Origin of the sequence: Planococcus salinarum, assembly GCF_007004625.1 — a bacterium.
Taxonomy (GTDB): domain Bacteria; phylum Bacillota; class Bacilli; order Bacillales_A; family Planococcaceae; genus Planococcus; species Planococcus salinarum.
The window spans coordinates 1-21576 of sequence record NZ_VIFV01000016.1; the positions used below are offsets into that span (position 1 = coordinate 1).

Annotated in this window: 20 protein-coding genes, 1 rRNA gene, 1 pseudogene and 1 riboswitch; all 22 genes and pseudogenes read left to right on the forward strand. The window is 47.7% G+C overall.

Annotation, left to right across the window (positions count from 1 at the left end; genetic code table 11):
- Positions 1-42: 42 nt before the first annotated feature.
- Positions 43-158: ribosomal RNA gene (rrf, locus tag DIJ65_RS10570) — 5S ribosomal RNA — on the forward strand.
- A gap of 346 nt (positions 159-504) precedes the next feature.
- Positions 505-1026 (forward strand): DUF2179 domain-containing protein, encoded by a 522-nt coding sequence (locus DIJ65_RS10575; RefSeq protein WP_071152366.1) that lies wholly within the window; start codon positions 505-507, stop codon positions 1024-1026.
- Positions 1023-1211: an NETI motif-containing protein gene (locus DIJ65_RS10580; protein ID WP_071152362.1), complete on the forward strand. Its 189-nt coding sequence runs from the start codon at positions 1023-1025 to the stop codon at positions 1209-1211. The genes DIJ65_RS10575 and DIJ65_RS10580 overlap by 4 nt, the downstream gene beginning before the upstream one ends.
- Positions 1212-1297: 86 nt before the next feature.
- Positions 1298-1397: riboswitch (purine riboswitch) on the forward strand.
- Between the two features lie 134 nt (positions 1398-1531).
- A complete protein-coding gene (gene purE, locus DIJ65_RS10585; RefSeq protein ID WP_071152361.1) occupies positions 1532-2020 on the forward strand; it encodes a 5-(carboxyamino)imidazole ribonucleotide mutase in 489 nt (162 codons plus the stop codon).
- Positions 2017-3156, forward strand: a complete 1140-nt coding sequence (gene purK / locus DIJ65_RS10590; protein WP_071152360.1) for a 5-(carboxyamino)imidazole ribonucleotide synthase — start codon at positions 2017-2019, stop codon at positions 3154-3156. The genes purE and purK overlap by 4 nt, the downstream gene beginning before the upstream one ends.
- Positions 3156-4451 (forward strand): adenylosuccinate lyase, encoded by a 1296-nt coding sequence (gene purB / locus DIJ65_RS10595; RefSeq protein ID WP_071152359.1) that lies wholly within the window; start codon positions 3156-3158, stop codon positions 4449-4451. Before purK ends, purB begins: the two co-directional genes overlap by 1 nt.
- 15 nt (positions 4452-4466) lie before the next feature.
- Entirely contained in the window at positions 4467-5183 is a 717-nt protein-coding gene (gene purC / locus DIJ65_RS10600; protein WP_071152358.1) for a phosphoribosylaminoimidazolesuccinocarboxamide synthase, read from the forward strand.
- Entirely contained in the window at positions 5180-5434 is a 255-nt protein-coding gene (gene purS / locus DIJ65_RS10605) for a phosphoribosylformylglycinamidine synthase subunit PurS (RefSeq protein ID WP_071152357.1), read from the forward strand. The genes purC and purS overlap by 4 nt, the downstream gene beginning before the upstream one ends.
- Positions 5431-6114: a phosphoribosylformylglycinamidine synthase subunit PurQ gene (gene purQ / locus DIJ65_RS10610; RefSeq protein WP_117302103.1), complete on the forward strand. Its 684-nt coding sequence runs from the start codon at positions 5431-5433 to the stop codon at positions 6112-6114. Before purS ends, purQ begins: the two co-directional genes overlap by 4 nt.
- A complete protein-coding gene (gene purL, locus DIJ65_RS10615) occupies positions 6098-8326 on the forward strand; it encodes a phosphoribosylformylglycinamidine synthase subunit PurL (RefSeq protein ID WP_071152356.1) in 2229 nt (742 codons plus the stop codon). Before purQ ends, purL begins: the two co-directional genes overlap by 17 nt.
- A complete protein-coding gene (gene purF, locus DIJ65_RS10620; protein ID WP_117302101.1) occupies positions 8302-9720 on the forward strand; it encodes an amidophosphoribosyltransferase in 1419 nt (472 codons plus the stop codon). Before purL ends, purF begins: the two co-directional genes overlap by 25 nt.
- 14 nt (positions 9721-9734) lie before the next feature.
- Positions 9735-10796 (forward strand): phosphoribosylformylglycinamidine cyclo-ligase, encoded by a 1062-nt coding sequence (purM, locus tag DIJ65_RS10625; protein WP_117302099.1) that lies wholly within the window; start codon positions 9735-9737, stop codon positions 10794-10796.
- Positions 10786-11367, forward strand: a complete 582-nt coding sequence (gene purN / locus DIJ65_RS10630) for a phosphoribosylglycinamide formyltransferase (protein ID WP_117302097.1) — start codon at positions 10786-10788, stop codon at positions 11365-11367. Before purM ends, purN begins: the two co-directional genes overlap by 11 nt.
- Positions 11368-11468: 101 nt before the next feature.
- Entirely contained in the window at positions 11469-13007 is a 1539-nt protein-coding gene (purH, locus tag DIJ65_RS10635) for a bifunctional phosphoribosylaminoimidazolecarboxamide formyltransferase/IMP cyclohydrolase (RefSeq protein ID WP_117302095.1), read from the forward strand.
- Positions 13008-13025: 18 nt separating this feature from the next.
- Positions 13026-14279 (forward strand): phosphoribosylamine--glycine ligase, encoded by a 1254-nt coding sequence (gene purD, locus DIJ65_RS10640; protein WP_117302093.1) that lies wholly within the window; start codon positions 13026-13028, stop codon positions 14277-14279.
- Positions 14280-14482: 203 nt separating this feature from the next.
- Positions 14483-15073 carry an N-acetyltransferase gene (locus DIJ65_RS10645; protein WP_117302091.1) on the forward strand — a complete coding sequence of 197 codons (591 nt, stop codon included), beginning with the start codon at positions 14483-14485 and terminating at the stop codon, positions 15071-15073.
- Positions 15074-15277: 204 nt separating this feature from the next.
- Positions 15278-17011, forward strand: coding sequence for an adenine deaminase C-terminal domain-containing protein (locus DIJ65_RS10650; protein ID WP_117302089.1), 1734 nt, complete (start codon positions 15278-15280; stop codon positions 17009-17011).
- A 2-nt stretch (positions 17012-17013) separates the two neighbouring features.
- On the forward strand, positions 17014-17799 hold the full coding sequence (locus DIJ65_RS10655) for a DUF3048 domain-containing protein (protein ID WP_230321392.1): 786 nt from the start codon (positions 17014-17016) through the stop codon (positions 17797-17799).
- Positions 17800-17814: 15 nt separating this feature from the next.
- Positions 17815-18063 (forward strand): annotated as a pseudogene (locus DIJ65_RS16575) (DUF3048 C-terminal domain-containing protein); the annotation flags it as partial.
- A gap of 34 nt (positions 18064-18097) precedes the next feature.
- The gene (locus DIJ65_RS10660) at positions 18098-18418 is read left to right on the forward strand and encodes a YerC/YecD family TrpR-related protein (RefSeq protein ID WP_117302087.1); all 321 of its coding nucleotides are present in this window, start codon (positions 18098-18100) and stop codon (positions 18416-18418) included.
- Positions 18419-18620: 202 nt separating this feature from the next.
- Entirely contained in the window at positions 18621-19322 is a 702-nt protein-coding gene (gene pcrB, locus DIJ65_RS10665) for a heptaprenylglyceryl phosphate synthase (RefSeq protein WP_071152319.1), read from the forward strand.
- Between the two features lie 28 nt (positions 19323-19350).
- Positions 19351-21564 (forward strand): DNA helicase PcrA, encoded by a 2214-nt coding sequence (gene pcrA, locus DIJ65_RS10670; protein WP_071152318.1) that lies wholly within the window; start codon positions 19351-19353, stop codon positions 21562-21564.
- Positions 21565-21576 lie beyond the last annotated feature (12 nt).

Sequence of the window (21576 nt, forward strand, 5' to 3'; positions counted from 1 at the left end):
CGTTTATCCAGTTTTGAGGGCGCAAGCACTCAAAAAAACCAGTCCAGTGACGATGGCAAAGAGGCCACACCCGTTCCCATCCCGAACACGGCAGTTAAGCTCTTTTGCGCCGATGGTAGTTGGGGGTTTCCCCCTGTGAGAGTAGGACGCCGCTGGGCACACACAATGAAAGGCCGTTACCGCGAAAGCGGTGGCGGCTTTTTTTAATGATTCTAATGTGCACCTCAAGTAATCGCAAAAGTTTCTTCTATATAACTTATGAGAAATCATATGAGAGATGAATAGGTTCGTCCGCTAAGGGCTAAAATGTGCTTCATTGCCAACCATATTTTATTCAACTCAGAGGTGACCGGGTATGTGAAATAAGCTATCCGGGATCTATGGTATTTGAGTAGTCTTGGAAGACCTTTCATCCTTGCTTTATATGGAAAGTTCGACTAATATGAAATTTAATTCTTATGGGGAAATGAAAGGGTGTACGAAGTGGAAATAAATCCTTGGTTAATGGTAATCATCATTTTCTCAATCAATATTGTCTATGTCACGTTTTTTACAATTCGGATGATTATGACTTTAAAAGGCTACCGTTATTTGGCGGCCGTGGTTAGTATGGTAGAAGTAGTAATTTATATAGTAGGTCTTGGCTTGGTACTGGATAACTTGGACCAAATCCAAAATCTTGTGGCTTATGCACTCGGTTACGGTTCCGGAGTAATAGTCGGTTCCAAAATAGAAGAGAAGATGGCCCTGGGCTACATTACGGTAAACGTTATAACCAGTGAGCAAAATCAACATCTTCCCAACGCGCTGCGTGAAAAAGGCTATGGTGTTACTGATTGGGCAGCCAATGGCAAGGATGGCGATCGTCAGTCGATGCAGATTTTAACGCCGAGAAAAATGGAATTGAAACTATACACCACTATAAAGGAAATTGATCCAAAAGCATTTATTATCGCTTACGAACCCAAGTCTATACACGGTGGATTCTGGGTCAAGCAGGTCAGGAAAGGAAATCTGTTTAAATGAGCAAGAAAACAATATGGTTTGAAGTCCACCAGGAAGAAACTGTTGCAGAGTGTTTGGAACGTATGAAAGCAGAAGGATATATGGCTGCAGGCAGAAAAGAAGAGCCATTATTTGAAGAGAAGGATGGAAGACCGGTCCCTGTTAGGCAAATGATAAAATTTAAAGGCATTAAAATGGATGAATAATATATTTCAAGACTAAAAACCGAACTATAATATATTCTGAAAAATTATTGTTCGTATTTATATCTTGACTAGAAAATACTGAGTTGTTATGATTAATGAGGAAACCCCATATATGCAGGAGAATTGGCTTCTGCGTTTCTACCAAGACACCGGAATGTCTGGACTATGCGGGAAAGCAACTTTTGGAAATGACGCGAGGGATGTGCATATATGCCATCAGTCTATATTTCGTTGATTTTGAGGTCCTTAAGTAAACTGCTTTTCACGTAAAAGTGAGCAGTTTATTTGAGGGCTTTTTACTTTTTAAAAGGAGAGATTCGATGAATCCGAGAATCGGTGTAATCATGGGAAGTTCAAGCGATTGGGAAACAATGAAAAATGCGTGCGATGTATTGGATGAGCTGAAAATCGCTTACGAGAAGAAAGTCATTTCTGCACATCGGACCCCAGATCTGATGTTCAGCTATGCTGAAGAGGCGCGAAGCCGGGGGCTTAAGGTGCTTATTGCCGGTGCTGGTGGCGCGGCTCATCTTCCCGGAATGGTTGCAGCAAAAACCACATTGCCGGTTATAGGTGTTCCAATCCAATCCAAAGCGTTAAACGGCTTGGATTCACTGTTATCAATTGTTCAGATGCCCGGTGGAGTGCCAGTCGCTACTGTTGCTATCGGAAAAGCAGGAGCAATAAATGCGGGACTCTTAGGGGCTCAGATTCTCGGAACTACTGACGATGCAGTGGCTGAAGCGCTGCAGGCACGCAGGGACCACATTGAAGCTGAAGTTCTTAGAAGCACGGAGGATCTGATATGATGAAAACGATTTTGCCCGGACAAACCGTCGGAATCATCGGAGGAGGCCAATTGGGCCGTATGATGGCTTTGGCTGCCAAAGAAGCAGGTTTCAAAATTGCCGTCCTGGACCCAGCCATGGACTCTCCGACAGGCCAGATAGCCGATGTGCAGTTGATTGCCTCCTATAATGATCTGGAGGCATTGGAGGAACTGGCTGCTATAAGTGATGTCATCACTTATGAGTTTGAAAACATCGACGTTGAAGGGCTGAGCCATTTATGCAGCATCGCATATGTTCCCCAAGGGTCGGAACTGATCAGAATAACGCAGAATCGAGTTTATGAAAAAGAGGAAATTGAAAAAGCGGGTGTTCCGGTAGCCCAATATATCGTTGCGGCTAGTTATCAGGAGCTGCTTGAAAAAAGTACAACACTCAGCTATCCACTCGTCGTCAAAACGGCAAGAGGCGGCTATGATGGAAAAGGCCAGCAGACGATTCGGTCTGAGCAGGAGCTGCCACTTGCTGAGCCATTGTTCAGCAATGGTGAATGCGTAGCAGAAGAATTTGTGGCATTTATGAAAGAAATTTCCGTAATTGTTCAGCGAAACGGGTTGGGTGAAACGGCAATACTTCCGATAGGGGAGAATATACACAAAGATCACATCTTGCATGAAACGATTGTTCCGGCACGGGTGGAAAGTTCGACGATTGAAAAAGCAACGAAGGCGGCAGTAGCAATTGCTGAACATCTCAAAATGGTCGGCACATTGGCGGTTGAGATGTTTGTGCTGCAAAATGGCGACATCATGGTCAACGAACTTGCGCCCCGTCCACATAATTCAGGGCATTACTCGATAGAAGCGACAAACAGTTCGCAATTTCACCAGCACATCCGGGCAATCTGTGGATGGCCGCTGCGCTCACCCCGATTATGGTCAGATGCGGTAATGGTTAATGTACTGGGTGAACATGTGGCTCCGCTGACTTCCAAAATCGCGCATTATCCGAATTGGTCGATTCATTTATACGGAAAAGACGAAGCAAAATACAAAAGAAAAATGGGCCATGTCACCATATTGACGGCTGATATAGAAGGCACCCTTGAAGAAATAGAAGCGTCTGGCATTTGGGCGGACAAACTGGAGGAAATTTGATGATAGCACGTTATACAAGACCTGAAATGGGCACGATCTGGACAGAAGAAAACAAATACCAAGCCTGGTTGGAAGTCGAAATACTGGCTTGTGAAGCCTGGTCGGAACTGGGGGATATCCCGAAGGCAGATGTGGCGTTGATTCGAAAAAATGCTTCATTTTCAGTGGATCGCATCCTTGAAATTGAGGAAGAGACGCGCCATGATGTGGTGGCATTTACCCGTGCAGTATCGGAAACACTGGGTGAAGAACGCAAATGGGTGCACTACGGCCTGACATCGACAGACGTTGTGGATACTGCATTGTCTTACTTGTTGAAACAGGCAAATGAAATCATTTGCAAAGATTTGACAAATTTTATTGAGATTTTAGCAAATAAAGCAAAAGAACATAAAATGACTGTAATGATGGGCCGTACGCACGGTGTCCATGCGGAACCGACAACATTCGGGTTGAAATTGGCCCTATGGCATGAGGAAATGAAGCGCAACCTGGAACGTTTCGAAGCAGCGGCAAAATCAATCGAAACCGGCAAGATGTCCGGCGCAGTAGGCACGTACGCCAACATTGATCCGTTTGTTGAAGAATATGTCTGCAAAGAGCTTGGACTTGCAGCTTCGCCGATTTCCACACAAACATTGCAGCGTGACCGCCATGCGCAATATTTGAGTGTACTCGCATTGATCGGTTCATCCATCGAGAAATTCGCGACGGAAATCCGCGGCCTTCAGAAATCGGAAACGCGTGAAGTGGAAGAGTTTTTCGCCAAAGGGCAAAAAGGTTCGTCGGCGATGCCGCATAAACGCAATCCGATCGGTTCTGAGAACATGACGGGTCTTGCCCGTTTGATCCGCGGCTATATGTTGACTGCCTACGAAAACGTTGCCCTATGGCACGAACGCGATATCTCGCATTCATCCGCAGAACGCGTAATCCTGCCGGATGCCACGATTGCCTTGAACTATATGCTGAACCGCTTTGGCAATATCGTGAAGAACCTGACGGTGTTCCCGGAAAATATGAAGCGCAATATGGATTCGACACTTGGACTCATTTATTCACAGCGCGTCTTGTTGACGTTGATCGACAAAGGCATGGCACGCGAAGCAGCCTATGATACGGTGCAGCCATGCGCAATGGAAGCGTGGGAAAACCAGACGCATTTCCGCAAAGTCGTGGAAGCGAACGACACCATAACTTCCCAGCTGTCTAAAGAAGAATTGGACGATTGCTTTGACTATAACCATCACTTGCAGCAAGTGGACATGATTTTCAACCGACTTGGATTAAACTAAACGGGGGCTTCTAACATGGAAAAAGGTCAGTTATTGTACGAAGGCAAAGCAAAACGCTTATATGCAACGGACGAACAGGATATTTTATGGGTGGAATACAAAGACTCAGCTACAGCTTTTAACGGTGAAAAGAAAGCCGAAATCGCCGGCAAGGGCATGCTGAACAATAGGATTACATCATTGATTTTCGAAAAATTGCAGGCGGCGGGCATTGCTTCCCATTTCGTCAAACAATTGTCTGACCACGAACAGCTTGTGCGGCAAGTTTCAATCATTCCGGTCGAAGTGGTGACACGGAATGTTGTTGCCGGCAGTATGGCAAAGCGGCTCGGTTTGGAAGAAGGAACGGTTTTGAAGCATCCGATCGTTGAGTTCTATTACAAAGATGATGCACTTGGCGATCCGATCATTACAGAAGACCATATTGAGATGCTTCAATTGGCATCTGAGCAGGAAGTTCAGGAGCTGCGCAAGAAAGCTTTGCACGTGAATGAAGTGCTGATTGGATTCTTCAAGGAAGTCGGTGTGGATCTGGTGGACTTTAAGATTGAATTTGGACGCGACGGGCAGGGCAATGTTTTATTGGCCGATGAAATTTCACCGGATACTTGCCGGCTGTGGGATGCAAAAACGAAACAGAAACTTGATAAAGATGTATTTCGCCGGGACCTTGGGGATTTAACAGAAGCATATCAACTCATTTTGGCTAAACTGGGAGGACAACATTCATGAAAAAGGTAAAAATCTACGTCACTTTGCGCGAAAGCGTATTGGATCCGCAAGGGTCTGCGGTAATGGGTTCTCTTCATAAAATGGGATACGGCGATGTTGCAGATGTTCGCATCGGCAAATACCTCGAACTTCTGATCTCAGACGATACACGTGATATTGATGCTTATGTAAATGAAATGTGTCATAAGTTGTTGACGAACACGGTAATTGAAGATTACCGTTTCGAAATTGAGGAGGCTGTTTCGCAATGAAATTCGCAGTAATCGTGTTTCCGGGATCAAACTGTGACTTGGATATGTATCATGCGGTCAAGGATGAACTGGGTGAAGAAGCGGATTATGTATGGCACGATTCAACAGATTTGAGCAGCTATGACGGCATCCTGTTGCCAGGTGGATTTTCTTATGGGGATTACTTGCGCTGCGGAGCAATCGCCCAGTCATCGCCGGTAATGGATGAAGTGAGAAAAGCGGCTGAAGCAGGAAAACCGGTTCTCGGCATCTGCAACGGATTCCAGATTCTTACGGAAGCGGGCATTTTGCCAGGTGTGCTGCTGCGCAACAAAAACCTGAAATTCATGTGCCGCACTGTCAGTTTGAAAGTTGAAAATGCCAACACACAATTCACCAATGAATATGCTGAAGGGGAGGAAATCCGGATTCCGATTGCTCATGGCGAAGGAAATTATTATTGCGACGATGCGACTTACGAACAATTGAAGAAAAACAATCAAATTGTCTTTTCATATGCCGATGATTTTAACGGCAGCCGCAACAATATTGCAGGGATCATCAATGAACGCGGCAATGTGCTGGGCATGATGCCCCATCCGGAACGTGCTGTATCCGATTTGATCGGCGGCAGTGATGGCTTGTCTTTATTCAAATCAATCGTCAAACAGTGGAGGGAAGCAAATGTCAGTCACGCTTGAGCCAAATACTGAGCAAATCAAACAACAGAAGATATATCAGCAGATGGGATTATCCGATTCAGAATTCGCCATGGTCGAAAAGATTCTGGGCAGAACGCCGAATTATACGGAAACAGGCCTGTTTTCTGTCATGTGGTCGGAGCATTGCTCTTATAAAAACTCCAAGCCCGTACTGGCAAAATTCCCGACAAAAGCGCCGCGCGTCCTCCAGGGACCTGGCGAAGGTGCAGGGATTGTCGACATCGGCGATGGCCAGGCTGTCGTTTTTAAAATGGAATCGCATAATCATCCTTCAGCAATCGAACCTTACCAGGGAGCTGCAACAGGTGTCGGGGGCATTATCCGCGACGTTTTCTCGATGGGTGCCCGTCCGGTTGCTCTGTTGAATTCACTGCGCTTTGGTGAATTGACAACCCCCCGCGTCAAGTACCTGTTTGAAGAAGTGGTTGCCGGTATTGCCGGATATGGCAATTGCATCGGCATTCCAACAGTCGGCGGAGAAGTTCAATTTGATGCGTCCTACGATGGCAATCCATTAGTGAATGCCATGTGTGTCGGCTTGATAGACCACAAGGATATCCAGAAAGGCATTGCTTCAGGTGTCGGTAATCCAGTGATGTATGTGGGAGCCAAAACGGGCCGCGACGGTATTCACGGAGCGACATTCGCTTCTGAAGAATTGACGGAATCCTCGGGTGACAACCGTCCGGCCGTTCAAGTGGGTGATCCATTCATGGAGAAATTATTGCTTGAAGCGTGTCTCGAGCTGGTGAAATCCGATGCATTGATCGGCATACAGGATATGGGAGCGGCAGGGCTGACTTCTTCGTCTGCTGAAATGGCTTCAAAAGCCGGATCCGGAATCGAAATGGATCTGGATCATATCCCGCAGCGCGAAACAGGGATGACAGCTTACGAAATGATGCTGTCAGAATCCCAGGAACGCATGCTGATTGTTGTGAAAAAAGGACGCGAACCTGAGATTGTTGAGTTGTTTGAGAAGTACGGACTGGACGCTGTCACGGTTGGCAAAGTGACGGACGATTCAACTTTGCGCCTCCTCCATAAAGGCGAAGTGGTAGCAGAAGTACCGGTTGATGCACTGGCGGAAGATGCGCCGGTTTACCACAAACCTTCAAGTGTGCCGGCTTATTTCAAAGAGTATCAGCTGATGGACAACGTGGAACCGGCAGTGGAAGACTTCGGGGGAACGCTGACGGCTTTATTGAAACAGCCGACCATCGCTTCGAAAGAATGGGTTTACGATCAATACGATCATCAGGTCCGCACGAGCACAGTCGTCAGTCCCGGATCGGATGCAGCAGTCATCCGTGTGCGCGGAACGAACAAAGGGCTGGCCATGACGACGGATTGCAACTCGCGCTATATTTACCTCGATCCGGAAACCGGCGGGAAAATCGCAGTGGCGGAAGCGGCGCGCAATGTCGTGGTATCAGGTGCAAAACCGCTCGCCATTACCGATTGCCTGAACTTCGGAAATCCGGAAAAACCGGAGATTTTCTGGCAGTTGGAAAAAGCGGCAGATGGCATGTCGGAAGCGTGTACGATTCTCGATGCGCCGGTTATCGGCGGCAACGTTTCTTTATACAATGAAACAAACGGCACTGCAATTTACCCGACACCGACAATCGGTCTGGTGGGCCTTGTCGAAGACCTTGCGCATGTAACTACGCAAGATGCGAAGGATGCCGGCGATCTGGTTTACCTGATCGGTGAGAGTTTTACGGAATTCGGCGGCAGCGAACTTCAGAAAATGGTAGAGGGACGCATCTTCGGAAAAGCACCGTCCATCAATTTAACTATAGAAGCACAGCGCCAGCAGCAAATTCTGGCAGCGATTCAAAAAGGGCTTGTTGCCTCCGCTCATGATGTGGCAGAAGGCGGTGTCGCAGTAGCGCTTGCAGAAAAAGCATTCGGCAACGGCTTAGGGTTGGATATTGCACTAACCGGTTCAGCCACTACAGCCCTTTTCAGTGAATCGCAATCACGCTTCATCCTTACAGTTTCCCCAGGCAACGCGTCACAATTCGAAGAGATCGTTAGAGATGCCAGACAAATCGGAACAGTCACAGACACTGGAGAATTAACGATCAAAAGTGAAGACGGCGACGTCTGGATCAATGATTCAGTCGAAACGCTTCGCTCAGCTTGGAAAGGGGCAATACCATGCTTGCTGAAATCAGAAGTTTAAACGAAGAATGCGGCGTCTTTGGAATCTGGGGCCATGAAAATGCATCACAGATTACGTATTACGGCCTTCATGCACTCCAGCACCGGGGGCAGGAAGGGGCTGGAATCGTAACGACAGATGGAGAAACCCTGAAACCGGTAAAAGGGGAAGGGCTTGTCAATGAAGTTTTCACACCGGAGAAGCTTTCGAAAATGGCGGGGAACGGAGCAATCGGACACGTCCGTTATGCGACGGCTGGAGGCAGCGGGATTGAAAATGTCCAGCCGCTGCTGTTCAATTCCACTACCGGCAGCCTGGCAATTTCCCATAACGGCAATCTTGTGAACGCAAATCACTTAAAAGAGCACCTTGAACGCCAGGGCAGCATTTTTCAGACGACTTCGGATACAGAAGTATTGGCCCATCTGATCAAACGGAGCGGTTATGAAAATTTCGAGGAAAAAATAAAAAATGCTTTGTCTCTGCTGAAAGGGGCATTTGCCTGTGCAATCCTGACGGAAGAAGCGATGTATATCGCTCTCGATCCGAATGGCCTGCGTCCGTTATCAATCGGCAAACTCGGGGATGCCTGGCTGGTGGCTTCGGAAACTTGTGCATTTGATATTGTCGGAGCAGAATTTGTCCGGTCGGTAGAACCGGGAGAATTTATAGTAGTCGATAAAGATGGCATGCGTGCTGATCGGTTTGCCTATCCGAACGAACGCTCGATCTGCACAATGGAATATGTATATTTTTCGCGTCCCGATTCGGATATCGACGGCATCAACGTTCACTCTGCACGGAAACGCCTGGGCAAACAATTGGCCAAAGAAATTCAAATTGAAGCGGATGTCGTAACAGGTGTTCCCGATTCCAGCATTTCGGCTGCCATCGGTTATTCCGAAGAGAGCGGCATTCCCTACGAACTCGGTTTGATAAAAAACCGCTACGTGGGCCGGACCTTTATCCAGCCTTCACAGGATCTGCGGGAGCAGGGGGTCAAGATGAAATTGTCGCCGGTTCGCCAGGTTGTAGCGGGCAAACGTGTCATCATGGTCGATGATTCCATCGTGCGAGGCACAACTTCACGGCGGATTGTCAGGCTCTTGAAAGAAGCAGGAGCAACGGAAGTACACGTGGTCATCAGTTCTCCCCCAATCAAAAATCCTTGTTTCTACGGCATTGATACGAGTACATCAGGTGAGTTGATCGCCGCCAATAACACAGTGGAAGAAATGCGGGAACAGATTGGGGCGGATTCGCTGACTTTTCTGTCCGTGGATGGAATGGTCCAGAATATCGGACGCACCGATCCAGGTTCCAAATGCGGCCATTGCCTGGCTTGTTTTACAGGGGAATATCCTACGGATATCTATCCTGATACTGTTCTGCCGCACCAAAAAGAATTCAGCTGATAGGAGGAACCGATTTGTCTAAAGCATACGAACAAGCAGGGGTTAATATTGAGGCAGGCTATGAAGCTGTTAGCCGAATGAAATCCCACGTGGAACGAACTGCAAGAAAAGGCTTGATGGGAACTTTCGGCGGCTTTGGCGGCATGTTCGATTTGTCCCAGTTGAATTTGAAGGAACCGGTTCTGATTTCTGGAACGGATGGAGTCGGCACAAAGCTGAAGTTGGCATTTCTGGCAGACCGGCACGACACAATCGGCATCGACTGTGTCGCGATGTGCGTCAATGATATTGTTGCTCAGGGAGCGGAACCGCTTTTCTTCCTGGATTATATTGCAGTCGGCAAGGCAGTTCCTGAGAAGATTGAGAGTATCGTAAAAGGCGTTGCGGATGGCTGCGTTCAAGCGGGAGCTGCGTTGATTGGCGGGGAAACGGCTGAAATGCCGGGCCTTTACGAAGAAGATGAATACGATATCGCGGGCTTTGCGGTTGGCGCGTGCGAAAAATCAAAAGTAGTCACCGGTGAAAAAATTGCCGAAGGCGATGTGTTGATTGGTCTTGCTTCAAGCGGCATCCATTCGAACGGCTATTCGCTGGTCCGCAACATCGTTTTCGAGCAGAATCATTTCCAGCTCGATCAAATTATTGAAGGATTTGAAGACCTCGGTCCACTTGGCAACGAACTGCTGACACCTACAAAAATTTATGCGAAGACTGTCGCGGCCATTGCGGAAAACACAGAAATCCATGGCATGGCCCATATCACGGGCGGCGGTTTTATTGAAAACCTGCCCCGTATGATGCCGGAAGGTTTGGGAACCCAAATTGAACTTGGCAGCTGGCCGGTTCTGCGCGTTTTCGAAATGCTGCAGGAAAAGGGCGGGTTGACAGATCGCGACCTGTTTTCCGTTTTCAATGCGGGCATCGGTTTTGTGCTCGCGGTATCACCTGAAGATGCCGGACAGGTATTGGCTTCAGCTGAAGCGTGCGGCGACCGGGCGTATGTGATTGGCCGTGTATCCAATCAGACCGGGGTTCAATTCGAAGGTGAACAGGATGGAACACTCAATGAAGAATAAGACAAAAATTGCCGTTTTCGCTTCTGGAAACGGCTCTAATTTTCAGGCGATTGCCGATGCAATCCAGGCAGGGCAATTGGATGCGGAAATCATGTTGGTGGTAACGGACCGACCCAATGCTTTTGTTCTCGAACGTGCAAAAATCAAAGGGATCAGTTGTTTTGCTTTTCAACCAAAAGACTATGATTCCAAAAAATCGTATGAAACAATGCTGAAAGAAAAGCTGCGAGTCCTGGAAGTGGATTGGATTGTCCTGGCCGGTTTCATGAGGCTGATTGGGCCTGTTCTTTTGGAGGCTTATGATAATCGCATCGTTAACATCCATCCCTCAATGCTGCCCGCATTTCCAGGGAAAGATGCCATTGGCCAGACAATGGCGTCCGGTGCAGAAACAGCCGGAGTGACGGTTCACTTTGTTGACGCGGGCATGGATACCGGAAACACCATCATCCAGCAGTCGTTTTCCGTAAATGGCCGTGACCGTGAGGCTGTGGAAAAAGAAATCCATGCAATTGAGCACCAACTTTATCCGGCAGCGTTGCAGCAATTATTCAAAGGCGAACGCACTTGAATCGGATTTTTGGCCGCAGTCGGCAACAGGTTTAAAAAGCAATTCATTCATTACTTCTGTACAATAAAAATTATCTGCAGTATTCCATAGGAGGATTCAACTTGAAAAAGAGAGCTTTGCTAAGTGTATCGGATAAATCAGGCATTTTGGAGTTTGCTCAGGAATTGGCAAAATTGGATTATGAAATCCTGTCGACAGGTGGCACGAAACGCTTTTTGGAAGAAAACGGCGTTGCCATTACAGCAGTAGATGAAATCACGAAATTCCCCGAAATACTGGGTGGGCGCGTAAAAACCCTGCATCCATTAGTCCACGGCGGTCTTTTGGCTAAACACGACGATGCGGAGCATCAGCGTGAAATGGCCGAAAACGGCATCTCCCCGATTGATATTGTCTGTGTCAATTTATACCCTTTCCGTGAAACAATTTCAAAGCCGGACGTTACGGCTGACGATGCCATTGAGAACATCGATATCGGCGGCCCGACAATGCTTCGTTCCGCTGCAAAAAATCATGCATACGTCACAGTCATCGTCGACGCTGAAGATTATACGCAGGTTGTAACCGAGTTGCGCGGAGAGCAAGGAGCCACTTCATCGGAAACAAGACGGCGTCTGGCAGCGAAAGTTTTTCGCCATACGGCAGCTTACGATTCCTATATCTCAAATTATTTAACGGAACTGACCGGTGAAGAATTCCCGGCTCAACTGACGCTTACATACGAGCTTCAGCAACCACTCCGCTATGGTGAAAACCCGCATCAGAAAGCGGCCTTCTACCGGAGCCCCCTTGGATCGGATTTCTCCATTGCCAGTGCAGAACAACTGCACGGCAAGGAAATGTCGTATAATAATATACAGGACGCGAATGCCGCGCTGCAGATCATCAAAGAATTCAAGAATCCGGCAGCAGTTGCCGTCAAGCATATGAACCCATGCGGTGTCGGGACAGGCGAAACGATCGCTGATGCGTTCAATAAAGCCTATGAAGCCGACGCCACTTCCATTTTTGGGGGCATCGTAGCGCTGAACCGCGAGGTGGATGCTGCGACAGCGGAAAAGCTGGCTAAAATTTTCCTTGAAATTATAATTGCACCAGCGTTTTCACAGGAAGCGTTGAACATTTTAACGCAGAAGAAGAACATCCGTTTATTGAGGATTCCGTTTGACCAGGTGAAACAGGAAAAATGGAATACGGTTACTGTAGAAGGCGGCTTGCTGGTTCAGCAGCCCGACACCTTAGGTTTTAAAGATGCTGACCTGCAAATTGCCACAGACCGCAAACCAACAGCACAGGAAATGGAAGCCATGAAACTTGGTTGGAGCGTAGTGAAGCATGTGAAATCCAATGCCATCGTTGTCTGCGATCCGGCTATGACCCTTGGAATCGGAGCAGGCCAGATGAACCGTGTCGGATCCGCTAAAATTGCGCTGGAACAAGCAGGCGCACGCGCCGCGGGAGCAATCATGGCTTCGGATGCATTTTTCCCGATGTCTGATACGGTCGAAGCTGCGGCCAGAGCCGGGATCAAAGCGATTGTTCAGCCCGGTGGTTCGAAAAGAGATCAGGAGTCCATCGAGAAAGCTGATGAATACGGCATAGCCATGGTCTTTACCGGCATCCGTCACTTTAAACATTAAGCCGGAAGGGGAAGAAATATGAAAGTTTTAGTTGTTGGAAGAGGCGGGCGTGAACATGCCATCGTGCGACAGTTCTCAAAATCCGCTTCAGTAGAGACAGTATACGCTGCACCGGGGAATGACGGAATGCGGCTGGAATCGGAACTTGTATCCATTGATGAAATGGACTTTGCTGCTCTTGCCGATTTTGCAAAAGAGCAAGGGGTGGACTGCACTTTTGTGGGTCCCGAGCAACCATTGACCGAAGGGATTGTTGACTTTTTTGAAAGCAAGGGCCTGCGGGCGTTTGGCCCTTCAAAAGCAGCTGCGCAAATTGAAGGAAGCAAAACATTCGCCAAGGAATTGATGGAAAAGTATCACATTCCGACAGCAGCATATGAAACATTTTCAGAAATTTCTCCTGCGGTTGATTTTATCCGTCAGAAGGGAGCTCCGATTGTTATCAAAGCGGATGGCCTGGCCGCAGGCAAAGGAGTTGTCGTGGCAAAGACTGAAGAAGATGCCATTGCCGCAGTGCAGGATATGCTGGGAGATCGGATGTACGGAAAATCGGGCTCCAATATCGTAATAGAAGAGTTCTTGGATGGCGAAGAATTTTCGTTCATGTCGTTCGTCTACAAGGGAGCCATTTATCCGATGGTGATTTCCCAGGATCACAAACGCGCCTATGATGGCGATCGGGGTCCAAATACGGGCGGGATGGGTGCCTATTCACCCGTACCGCAGATTTCCCGGGAAATAATCGACAACACGTTAAATACAATCGTGAAACCGGCAGTCGAAGCGATGGCTGCAGAAGGAACGCCATTTAATGGAATTCTTTATGCCGGAGTTATTTTGACGCCGGAAGGGCCAAAAGTCATTGAATTCAATGCCCGTTTCGGAGACCCGGAAACCCAGGTCGTACTGCCTCGCATGAAATCGGATTTCGGTAAATTCATGAACGCTCTTCTGGAAGGGAATTCCTATGAATTGGAATGGAACGACCAGGCGGTATTGGGCGTTGTAATCGCTGCTGAAGGGTATCCCAATCAACCCCTGAAGGGCCAAGTACTGCCGAATCTGGCGGGGCTATCGGAAGTGGATATATTCCATTCGGGTACGAAAGCGACAAGTGAAGGTTTTGTTGCCAATGGCGGCAGAGTGCTTTTTATATCTTCTGACGGGGCAACTGTTGAAGAGGCACAAAAAAAACTTTATGCGCAGATCAATTCATTGTCGTGGAGCGGTTTTATGTACCGAACTGACATCGGATGGCGTGCATTAGGCTAAATTACATGGTATAATAACTAATGACACAAATTCGACAAGAACTGTGTCATTTTTTCTTTCCTTGCCGTTAAATTGGATAAAAGAAAAGAAGAGGATTTTCAACAGCCCACGTTTACCTCTATTTAAACTCCAGAATCAAAGATTCATCATTACCCCGTCAACAAAATCAGCAGGGCATTCAAAATTCGAAAGGAGAAATATTCATGAATTGGTACGAAAAGTTAAATCAGTATTTTCCGATTGAGGAAATGAAGTCAAAAGAGCACATGGATACCTTATTAAAGGAAAAAGGCAGTGTCTATTATAAAGACGAGGGGCCGTATCATGTGTTGATGTATGCCGAATTCCCGAATTTCACATTCGTGGATTACCTGTTTGTTTCGAAGGAATCCCGCGGCATGGGCCTCGGCAGCAAGACACTTCAAATGCTGAAGGACAAGAACAAGCCGATCATCCTGGAAGTCGAGCCGGTAGACTATGAAGACACAGACTCGGAAAAGCGTCTGCGCTTCTATTCACGTGAAGGTTTCGAACATGCGAACTCCATCGGCTACAACCGCCGTTCGATAGCGACCGGAGAAGAAAATTCGATGGAGATCCTTTACTGGACACCGAACAATGAAACCGAAGAAGAGATCTTCGAAGCGATGAAAACAATGTATGAAAACATCCACACTTACAAGGATGAGCATTTCTATGGCGAATCCTATGATTCGGTTGATGATGTGCTGACATTCAAAGAGAATGAGAAGAAAGATGTTCTCGAACAATTCAATAAACCTGTGAACAATTAATCACAGCCATTCCAAAACCCTCAATAAAGCAGAAAAGCCGGGATTGATGAAAGTACTGCACCTTTCATCCCCGGCTTTTTTCTGCTTTATTTTTAGAGGTTAAAGTATCAGAATGTTCCATTTACTCGCCGGCGCGGCTGTATTTAAAAGCATTACTATGCTAGTATATAAAGTATTATATATGCAACGGAAAGGAGCGGGCTCATGGATAATCCACTCTGGAAAAATATCGAATTGCGCAATCAGCTGAAAATCATCACGAAGGAAAAGGCGCCGGATCTCGTTCTGAGCAATGCCTATTATTTGCATGGCATCTATAAAAAATGGATGACCGGCAATATCTGGATCCACGACGACCGGATTGTCTATGCAGGGCAGGAGATGCCACTGATCGGTGAAGTGACGGAAGTTGCAGACATGTCAGGGAAATTCATCGTTCCCGGTTATATTGAACCTCACGTACATCCCTTCCAGCTTTATAACCCTCAATCATTCGCGGATTATGCAGCACAATTGGGAACCACCACATTCATATCGGATAATCTGACCTTGTTTTTATCACTGGAAAATGAGAAAGCGTTTTCAATTCTTGACCAGTTCAATAAATTGCCGTTTACATTCTATTGGTGGACGCGCTTTGATTCACAAACAGAGTTGACGGACGAGGATATGCTGTTCACTTCAAAGTCGGTCGGCGAATGGCTGGACCGCCCTGAAGTATTGCTCGGCGGCGAATTGACCGGCTGGCCGAAGCTGATGGACGGCGATGACCAGATGCTTTACTGGATTCAAAAAGCGAAAATGACGCGCAAGAAAATCGAAGGCCATTTCCCGGGAGCTTCGGAAAAAACGCTTGCCCGCATGAAATTGCTCGGAACCGACGGCGATCACGAAGCGATGACCATTGATGAAGTTGAAATGCGGCTGCTGCACGGCTATGGCGTCACCTTAAGACATTCGTCGATCAGGCCCGATTTGCCGAGCCTGTTGAAGGGCGTTGTCGAACGCGAATTGAATGTCTATGATAAATTGATGATGACAACAGACGGTTCGACGCCTACTTTCCATAAGGATGGCGTCATGGACCTTTGTATCCGCATTGCATTGGAAGCTGGAGTCCCGGCAATCGATGCGTACATGATGGCTTCCTATAACGTGGCAAGGTATTACAATATGACCGCGCTGCACGGCCTGATAGCAACAGGGCGCTATGCCAACCTCAATATTCTTGATTCGATTGAAAATCCGGTTCCGTCCGGCGTCATTTCAAAAGGGAAATGGCTGAAGAGAGACGGAGAGAAAGTGCTTGCACTGCCGAAAATAGATTGGTCCGTATTGCCGGATCTGGAATTGGAGTTTGATCTCACAGAAGACGATTTTCAATTTTCAATGCCGTTCGGGCTTGACATGGTGAATGATGTCATCATCAAACCTTATTCGGTCAATATTGATACCCACGACGGCACATTGTCGAAAGAACATGACGAAAGTTTCCTGATGCTGATCGACAAGAATGGCAAATGGCATGTGAATACTCTGATCAAAGGATTTACAAGCGGAGTGGAAGGATTCGCTTCTTCTTATTCAAATACAGGCGATATCATCCTGATCGGCAAAGACATCAGGCAGATGTGGCTGGCTTTCGACCGATTGAAGCAAATGAAGGGCGGCATCGTGCTGGTGGAGAAGGGTGAAACGGTTTGTGACATCCCTCTTCAGTATGGCGGCGGCATGTCCAACCTTCCGATGGAACAGATCATGGAGCAGGAAACCGTCATGAAACAGGCGCTGAAAGAACGGGGATACAAACATGGCGACGCCGTCTACACGCTTCTGTTTTTGCAGGCGACCCATCTGCCGTATGTGCGGATCACGCAAAGAGGAATTTATGACGTTATGAACAAAAAAATCCTGTTCCCCGCATTCATGAGGCAGTAGCCATGAAAAGGTGGACACTCGCAATCATAGTTTTGTTGCTGGCAATCGGGGCAGCCGGCGCTTACTGGATGATGCAACTAGAACCGGACCCAGAACCGGGAAATGGACAGGAAGAGCCTGCTGAAAGGGGCGAAGAGCCGGGCGTGCAGGCCTTTGCGCCGTTCACGGGAGTAACAGAGGGAGGTTCGTTCACAAGCCGGCCGGTGCTGGCAGTTATTAATAATCATCCGGATGCGCGGCCGCAAACCGGCTTGAATGAAGCGGACATCGTCTTTGAATTCATCGTGGAATACAACATCACGCGTTTTGCGGCTTTATATCAAAGTACTTTCCCGGAAGAAATCGGGCCGATCCGCAGCGCCCGCGATTATTTTGTCGAATTGGCCGCAGCATATGACGCCTTTTTTGTCGCACACGGCTATAGTCCGGAAGCATACGCAATGCTCGAGTCCGGTATGGTTGATCATATCAACGGCATCGACTACGACGGCTCGTTATTCCAGCGCTCGACCGACCGGATTGCTCCGCATAATTCCTATATCACATATGAGAATATTAAAATCGGAATGAAAATGACAGACACTTCACCCGATTACAGCACTAAAGCGCCTTATGCTTTCTTGAAAGGTGCTGGAAATGGTAAAATATCGGAACAGGCATCGACGCTTGAAGTGAAATACGGGCAAAACCCGAATTTCACAAGTTCCTTTACGTACGATGAAACAGCTCAGCGCTACAAGCGGTCTTCGGGAGGACTCCCGACAGTCGATAAAGAAACGCTGCAGTAAACCGAAGTTGCTAATGTCCTGGTGTTCGAGACGGACCACGAGACGATTGACGCCAAAGGGAGGCAGTCAATAGACCTTGAAAGCGGAGGAGAAGCGCTGCTTTTCCAAAGCGGCGCTGTCCGTGAGATAAAGTGGATTTCACAAGGCGGCATGCTCATCCCGACCGCTGACGGCGAGACGATCGAACTCGTTCCGGGGAAGACGTGGATTCACATCGTGCCGACGAATCCCGGAATGGGACAATCGGTCAGCTACACGCCTTGAAAAAAGAACAGAAATGAAAGGACGGTAAAGCTGAATGCAAGTAGATAAAATCCGAGGTCCACAAACTGATCAACTGATTGATGCTATATTGGCATTGAAAGACCGGGAAGAAGCTTATCGCTTTTTGGATGATCTTGCCACGATCAGTGAAATCCAGTCATTATCCCAACGGTTTGAAGTTGCGCGCATGCTGCGGCTGAAAAAAACGTATGAAAAGATAAAAAATGAAACCGGCGCAAGCACCGCAACAATATCCCGCGTCCGCCGCTGCCTGAACTACGGCAATGAGGGGTATGATGAAATGCTTGGGCGACTGTATCCGGAGGAAAAACCATTTCAATTGCCGAAAGATTGACTTCGGTTTAGTGGCTGACAGGGCCGGATGAATTTTCTTTTATGGCCCCGTAAAGTGAAGACTGTCCATTAAGTCTGTGATAAGGCTTAATGGACAGTCTTTTTCTGTCCAGACTCCAGCCCTTGTCGGTGCTGGATGTGCGCTTGCGCTTTTCTTTGTTATAATGAAAAGATGAAAATGATATGAAGTCAGGTGAAGCGAAGTGGAGTATCAATCATGGCGGCATGTGTTCAAATTGGACCCGGCCAAGGAAATTACCGATGGACATTTGGAACGAATTTGTAAATCTGGGACTGATGCCATCTTGATAGGCGGCAGCGATGATGTCACACTCGAAAATGTACTCGATTTAATGGCACGCGTCGACCGTTTCACCGTTCCGGTCGTCCTGGAGATTTCTACAGTCGAATCGGTGGCACCGGGGTTTGATTTATATTTTATCCCGACAGTTCTGAACAGCCGGGATCCAAAATGGATCAAAGGCCTTCACCATGAAGCAATCCGTGAATACGGTGATCTGATGGATTGGGAAGAGCTGATTCCGGAAGGCTATTGCATATTGAATCCTGACTGCAAGGCGGCACGGTTAACCGATGCCGACACTTTGCTCAATGACGACGATGTGGTGGCATATGCCCGGCTGGCTGAGCATTTTTTTAAATTGCCGATTTTTTACATGGAATACAGCGGTATTTACGGCAATCCGGAATTAGTTAAAGAAGTAAAGGGGCATTTATCCGGTACCCGCCTGTTTTACGGAGGCGGCATCGACTCCGCGGAAAAAGCGCGGGAAATGGCGAAGTTCGCTGATACAGTCGTTGTAGGGAATGTCATTTACTCAGATATTGAACAAGCGATTAGAACCGTAGAAGCGGTTGCGGAAACTGTTGATCAATCGTTATAATAAGAACAAACGTTCGAGGTGGTGCACAATGGAATTAATAACTAAGAACCTGCTTAAAGGGATGAACCCGGAGCAGGAACAAGCGGTCAAATCGACAGACGGCCCATTGCTGATCATGGCTGGTGCCGGTTCAGGGAAAACAAGGGTGCTGACGCACAGAATCGCTTACCTGGTGCTGGAGAAAAAGGTGTATCCTTCCAATATCCTGGCGATTACATTTACAAACAAAGCGGCGCGCGAAATGCGCAACCGGATTGATGGCCTGTTGGGGCATGGAACGGGCGAGCGGATGTGGGTTTCGACTTTCCACTCGATGTGCGTGCGTATTTTGCGCCGGGATATCGACAGATTGGGCTTTTCAAAGAATTTCTCAATCCTCGATATGACTGATCAATTATCGGTTATCAAAAACGTTCTGAAACAGCAGAACCTTGATCCGAAAAAATATGAACCGAGAACGATCTTAAACGCCATTTCTTCGGCGAAAAATGAATGCATCACTGCGGGTGAATTTGCAGCAAATGCCAATCCCCACAATCCTTACGAAAAAACGATAGCTGAAGTGTATGAAGGCTATGAAAAAAGACTTCAAAAAAACCAGTCACTGGATTTTGACGACCTGATTATGACAACACTGACGCTATTCAATAAAGTGCCGGAAGTATTGGAGTTTTACCAGAATAAATTCCAGTATATCCACGTGGATGAATACCAGGATACGAATAATGCACAGTATCAGCTTGTCCAGAAACTGGCAAGCAAATACAAGAATATTTGCGTGGTTGGAGACTCGGATCAGTCCATTTATCGCTGGCGCGGAGCCGACATCACCAATATTCTGTCGTTCGAAAAGGATTACCCGAATGCAAAAGTTATCATGCTCGAACAGAATTACCGTTCGACGAAACGGATTCTGCAGGCGGCGAATGATGTCATCAAGCGTAACACCAGCCGCTACCCGAAAGAACTGCACACCGATAATGCCGACGGACCGGCAATCACCCTCCATAAAGCGGGCGATGAACGCCAGGAAGCACAATATGTCGTGCAGACCATCCAAAAACTGATGGAAGAGGAAAATTACAAGACATCTGATTTCGCGATTCTTTACCGGACCAATGCCCAGTCACGGATCATGGAGGAAATGTTTGTAAAATCAAATATGAATTATACAATCGTGGGCGGAACGAAGTTCTATGATCGCAAGGAAATCAAAGATCTGCTCGCTTATTTGCGGCTGATTGCCAATAATGATGACGATCTGTCGCTGGCGCGCATCATCAATGAACCGAAGCGCGGCATTGGGGCAACTTCCTTTGAACGAATGGCCCGTTTTGCCATTGATCAGGACCGTACAATCATGGATGCGCTGCAGGAAGTTGATTTTATGGGCGTTTCACCAAAAATTGCCCAGACAGCACTCGAGTTCCGCAATATGATTGCCGGATTTACTGAAATGCAGGAATATCTGTCAGTCACTGAATTAGTGGAGGAAGTTCTGAAGAAATCCGGTTACCGCCAGATGCTTCAGAATGACAAGACCATCGAAGGCGAAAGCCGCCTTGAAAACCTGAATGAGTTCCTGTCGGTCACACAGGCTTTCGAGAAGCAGAGCGACGACAAATCGCTTGTGGCGTTCCTGACGGATCTTGCGCTGATTTCTGATATTGACTCGCTGGATGACGAAGAAGAAACGGACGGTCCGATTATCCTGATGACGATGCACGCGGCAAAAGGCCTGGAGTTTCCGGTCGTCTTTATCATCGGACTGGAGGAAAACGTCTTCCCGCATTCGCGCTCCAATAACGACGAAGAAGAAATGGAAGAGGAACGGCGTCTTGCATATGTCGGGATTACCAGAGCCGAACAAAGACTGTATCTGACGCATGCGTCTTCCCGAACCCTGTTCGGCAAGAGCAACTGGAATATGCCTTCACGTTTCATCAACGAAATCTCAGAGGAATTGATTGAACAGACGATAGCACAGCACCGCGCCGGAGCGTCCACGAACTACAAGCAGGCACCGAGGCGCGCTGCGGTATCCCGTCCGGCATATGAACAATCGGGCGGAGATAAACTTGGCTGGAAGCCCGGCGATAGAGCGAAACACAAAAAATGGGGCACAGGGACGGTTGTCGGCGTCAAAGGCGACGGCGAACAGACAGAACTGGATATTGCATTTCCGAGCCCTGTCGGCATCAAACGGCTGCTTGCCAAATTTGCGCCGATTGAAAAAGAATAACCGGGAGGTATA

Coding starts and splice junctions, on each gene's coding strand:
- DIJ65_RS10655 (WP_230321392.1), top strand. CDS start 17,014: ATGAAAAGGTGGACACTCGCAATCATAGTTTTGTTGCTGGCAATCGGG.
- DIJ65_RS10575 (WP_071152366.1), top strand. CDS start 505: ATGGTAATCATCATTTTCTCAATCAATATTGTCTATGTCACGTTTTTT.
- purF (WP_117302101.1), top strand. CDS start 8,302: ATGCTTGCTGAAATCAGAAGTTTAAACGAAGAATGCGGCGTCTTTGGA.
- DIJ65_RS10650 (WP_117302089.1), top strand. CDS start 15,278: ATGGATAATCCACTCTGGAAAAATATCGAATTGCGCAATCAGCTGAAA.
- purC (WP_071152358.1), top strand. CDS start 4,467: ATGGAAAAAGGTCAGTTATTGTACGAAGGCAAAGCAAAACGCTTATAT.
- DIJ65_RS10660 (WP_117302087.1), top strand. CDS start 18,098: ATGCAAGTAGATAAAATCCGAGGTCCACAAACTGATCAACTGATTGAT.
- purL (WP_071152356.1), top strand. CDS start 6,098: ATGTCAGTCACGCTTGAGCCAAATACTGAGCAAATCAAACAACAGAAG.
- purD (WP_117302093.1), top strand. CDS start 13,026: ATGAAAGTTTTAGTTGTTGGAAGAGGCGGGCGTGAACATGCCATCGTG.
- DIJ65_RS10580 (WP_071152362.1), top strand. CDS start 1,023: ATGAGCAAGAAAACAATATGGTTTGAAGTCCACCAGGAAGAAACTGTT.
- purS (WP_071152357.1), top strand. CDS start 5,180: ATGAAAAAGGTAAAAATCTACGTCACTTTGCGCGAAAGCGTATTGGAT.
- purQ (WP_117302103.1), top strand. CDS start 5,431: ATGAAATTCGCAGTAATCGTGTTTCCGGGATCAAACTGTGACTTGGAT.
- purB (WP_071152359.1), top strand. CDS start 3,156: ATGATAGCACGTTATACAAGACCTGAAATGGGCACGATCTGGACAGAA.
- DIJ65_RS10645 (WP_117302091.1), top strand. CDS start 14,483: ATGAATTGGTACGAAAAGTTAAATCAGTATTTTCCGATTGAGGAAATG.
- purN (WP_117302097.1), top strand. CDS start 10,786: ATGAAGAATAAGACAAAAATTGCCGTTTTCGCTTCTGGAAACGGCTCT.
- purK (WP_071152360.1), top strand. CDS start 2,017: ATGATGAAAACGATTTTGCCCGGACAAACCGTCGGAATCATCGGAGGA.
- pcrA (WP_071152318.1), top strand. CDS start 19,351: ATGGAATTAATAACTAAGAACCTGCTTAAAGGGATGAACCCGGAGCAG.
- purE (WP_071152361.1), top strand. CDS start 1,532: ATGAATCCGAGAATCGGTGTAATCATGGGAAGTTCAAGCGATTGGGAA.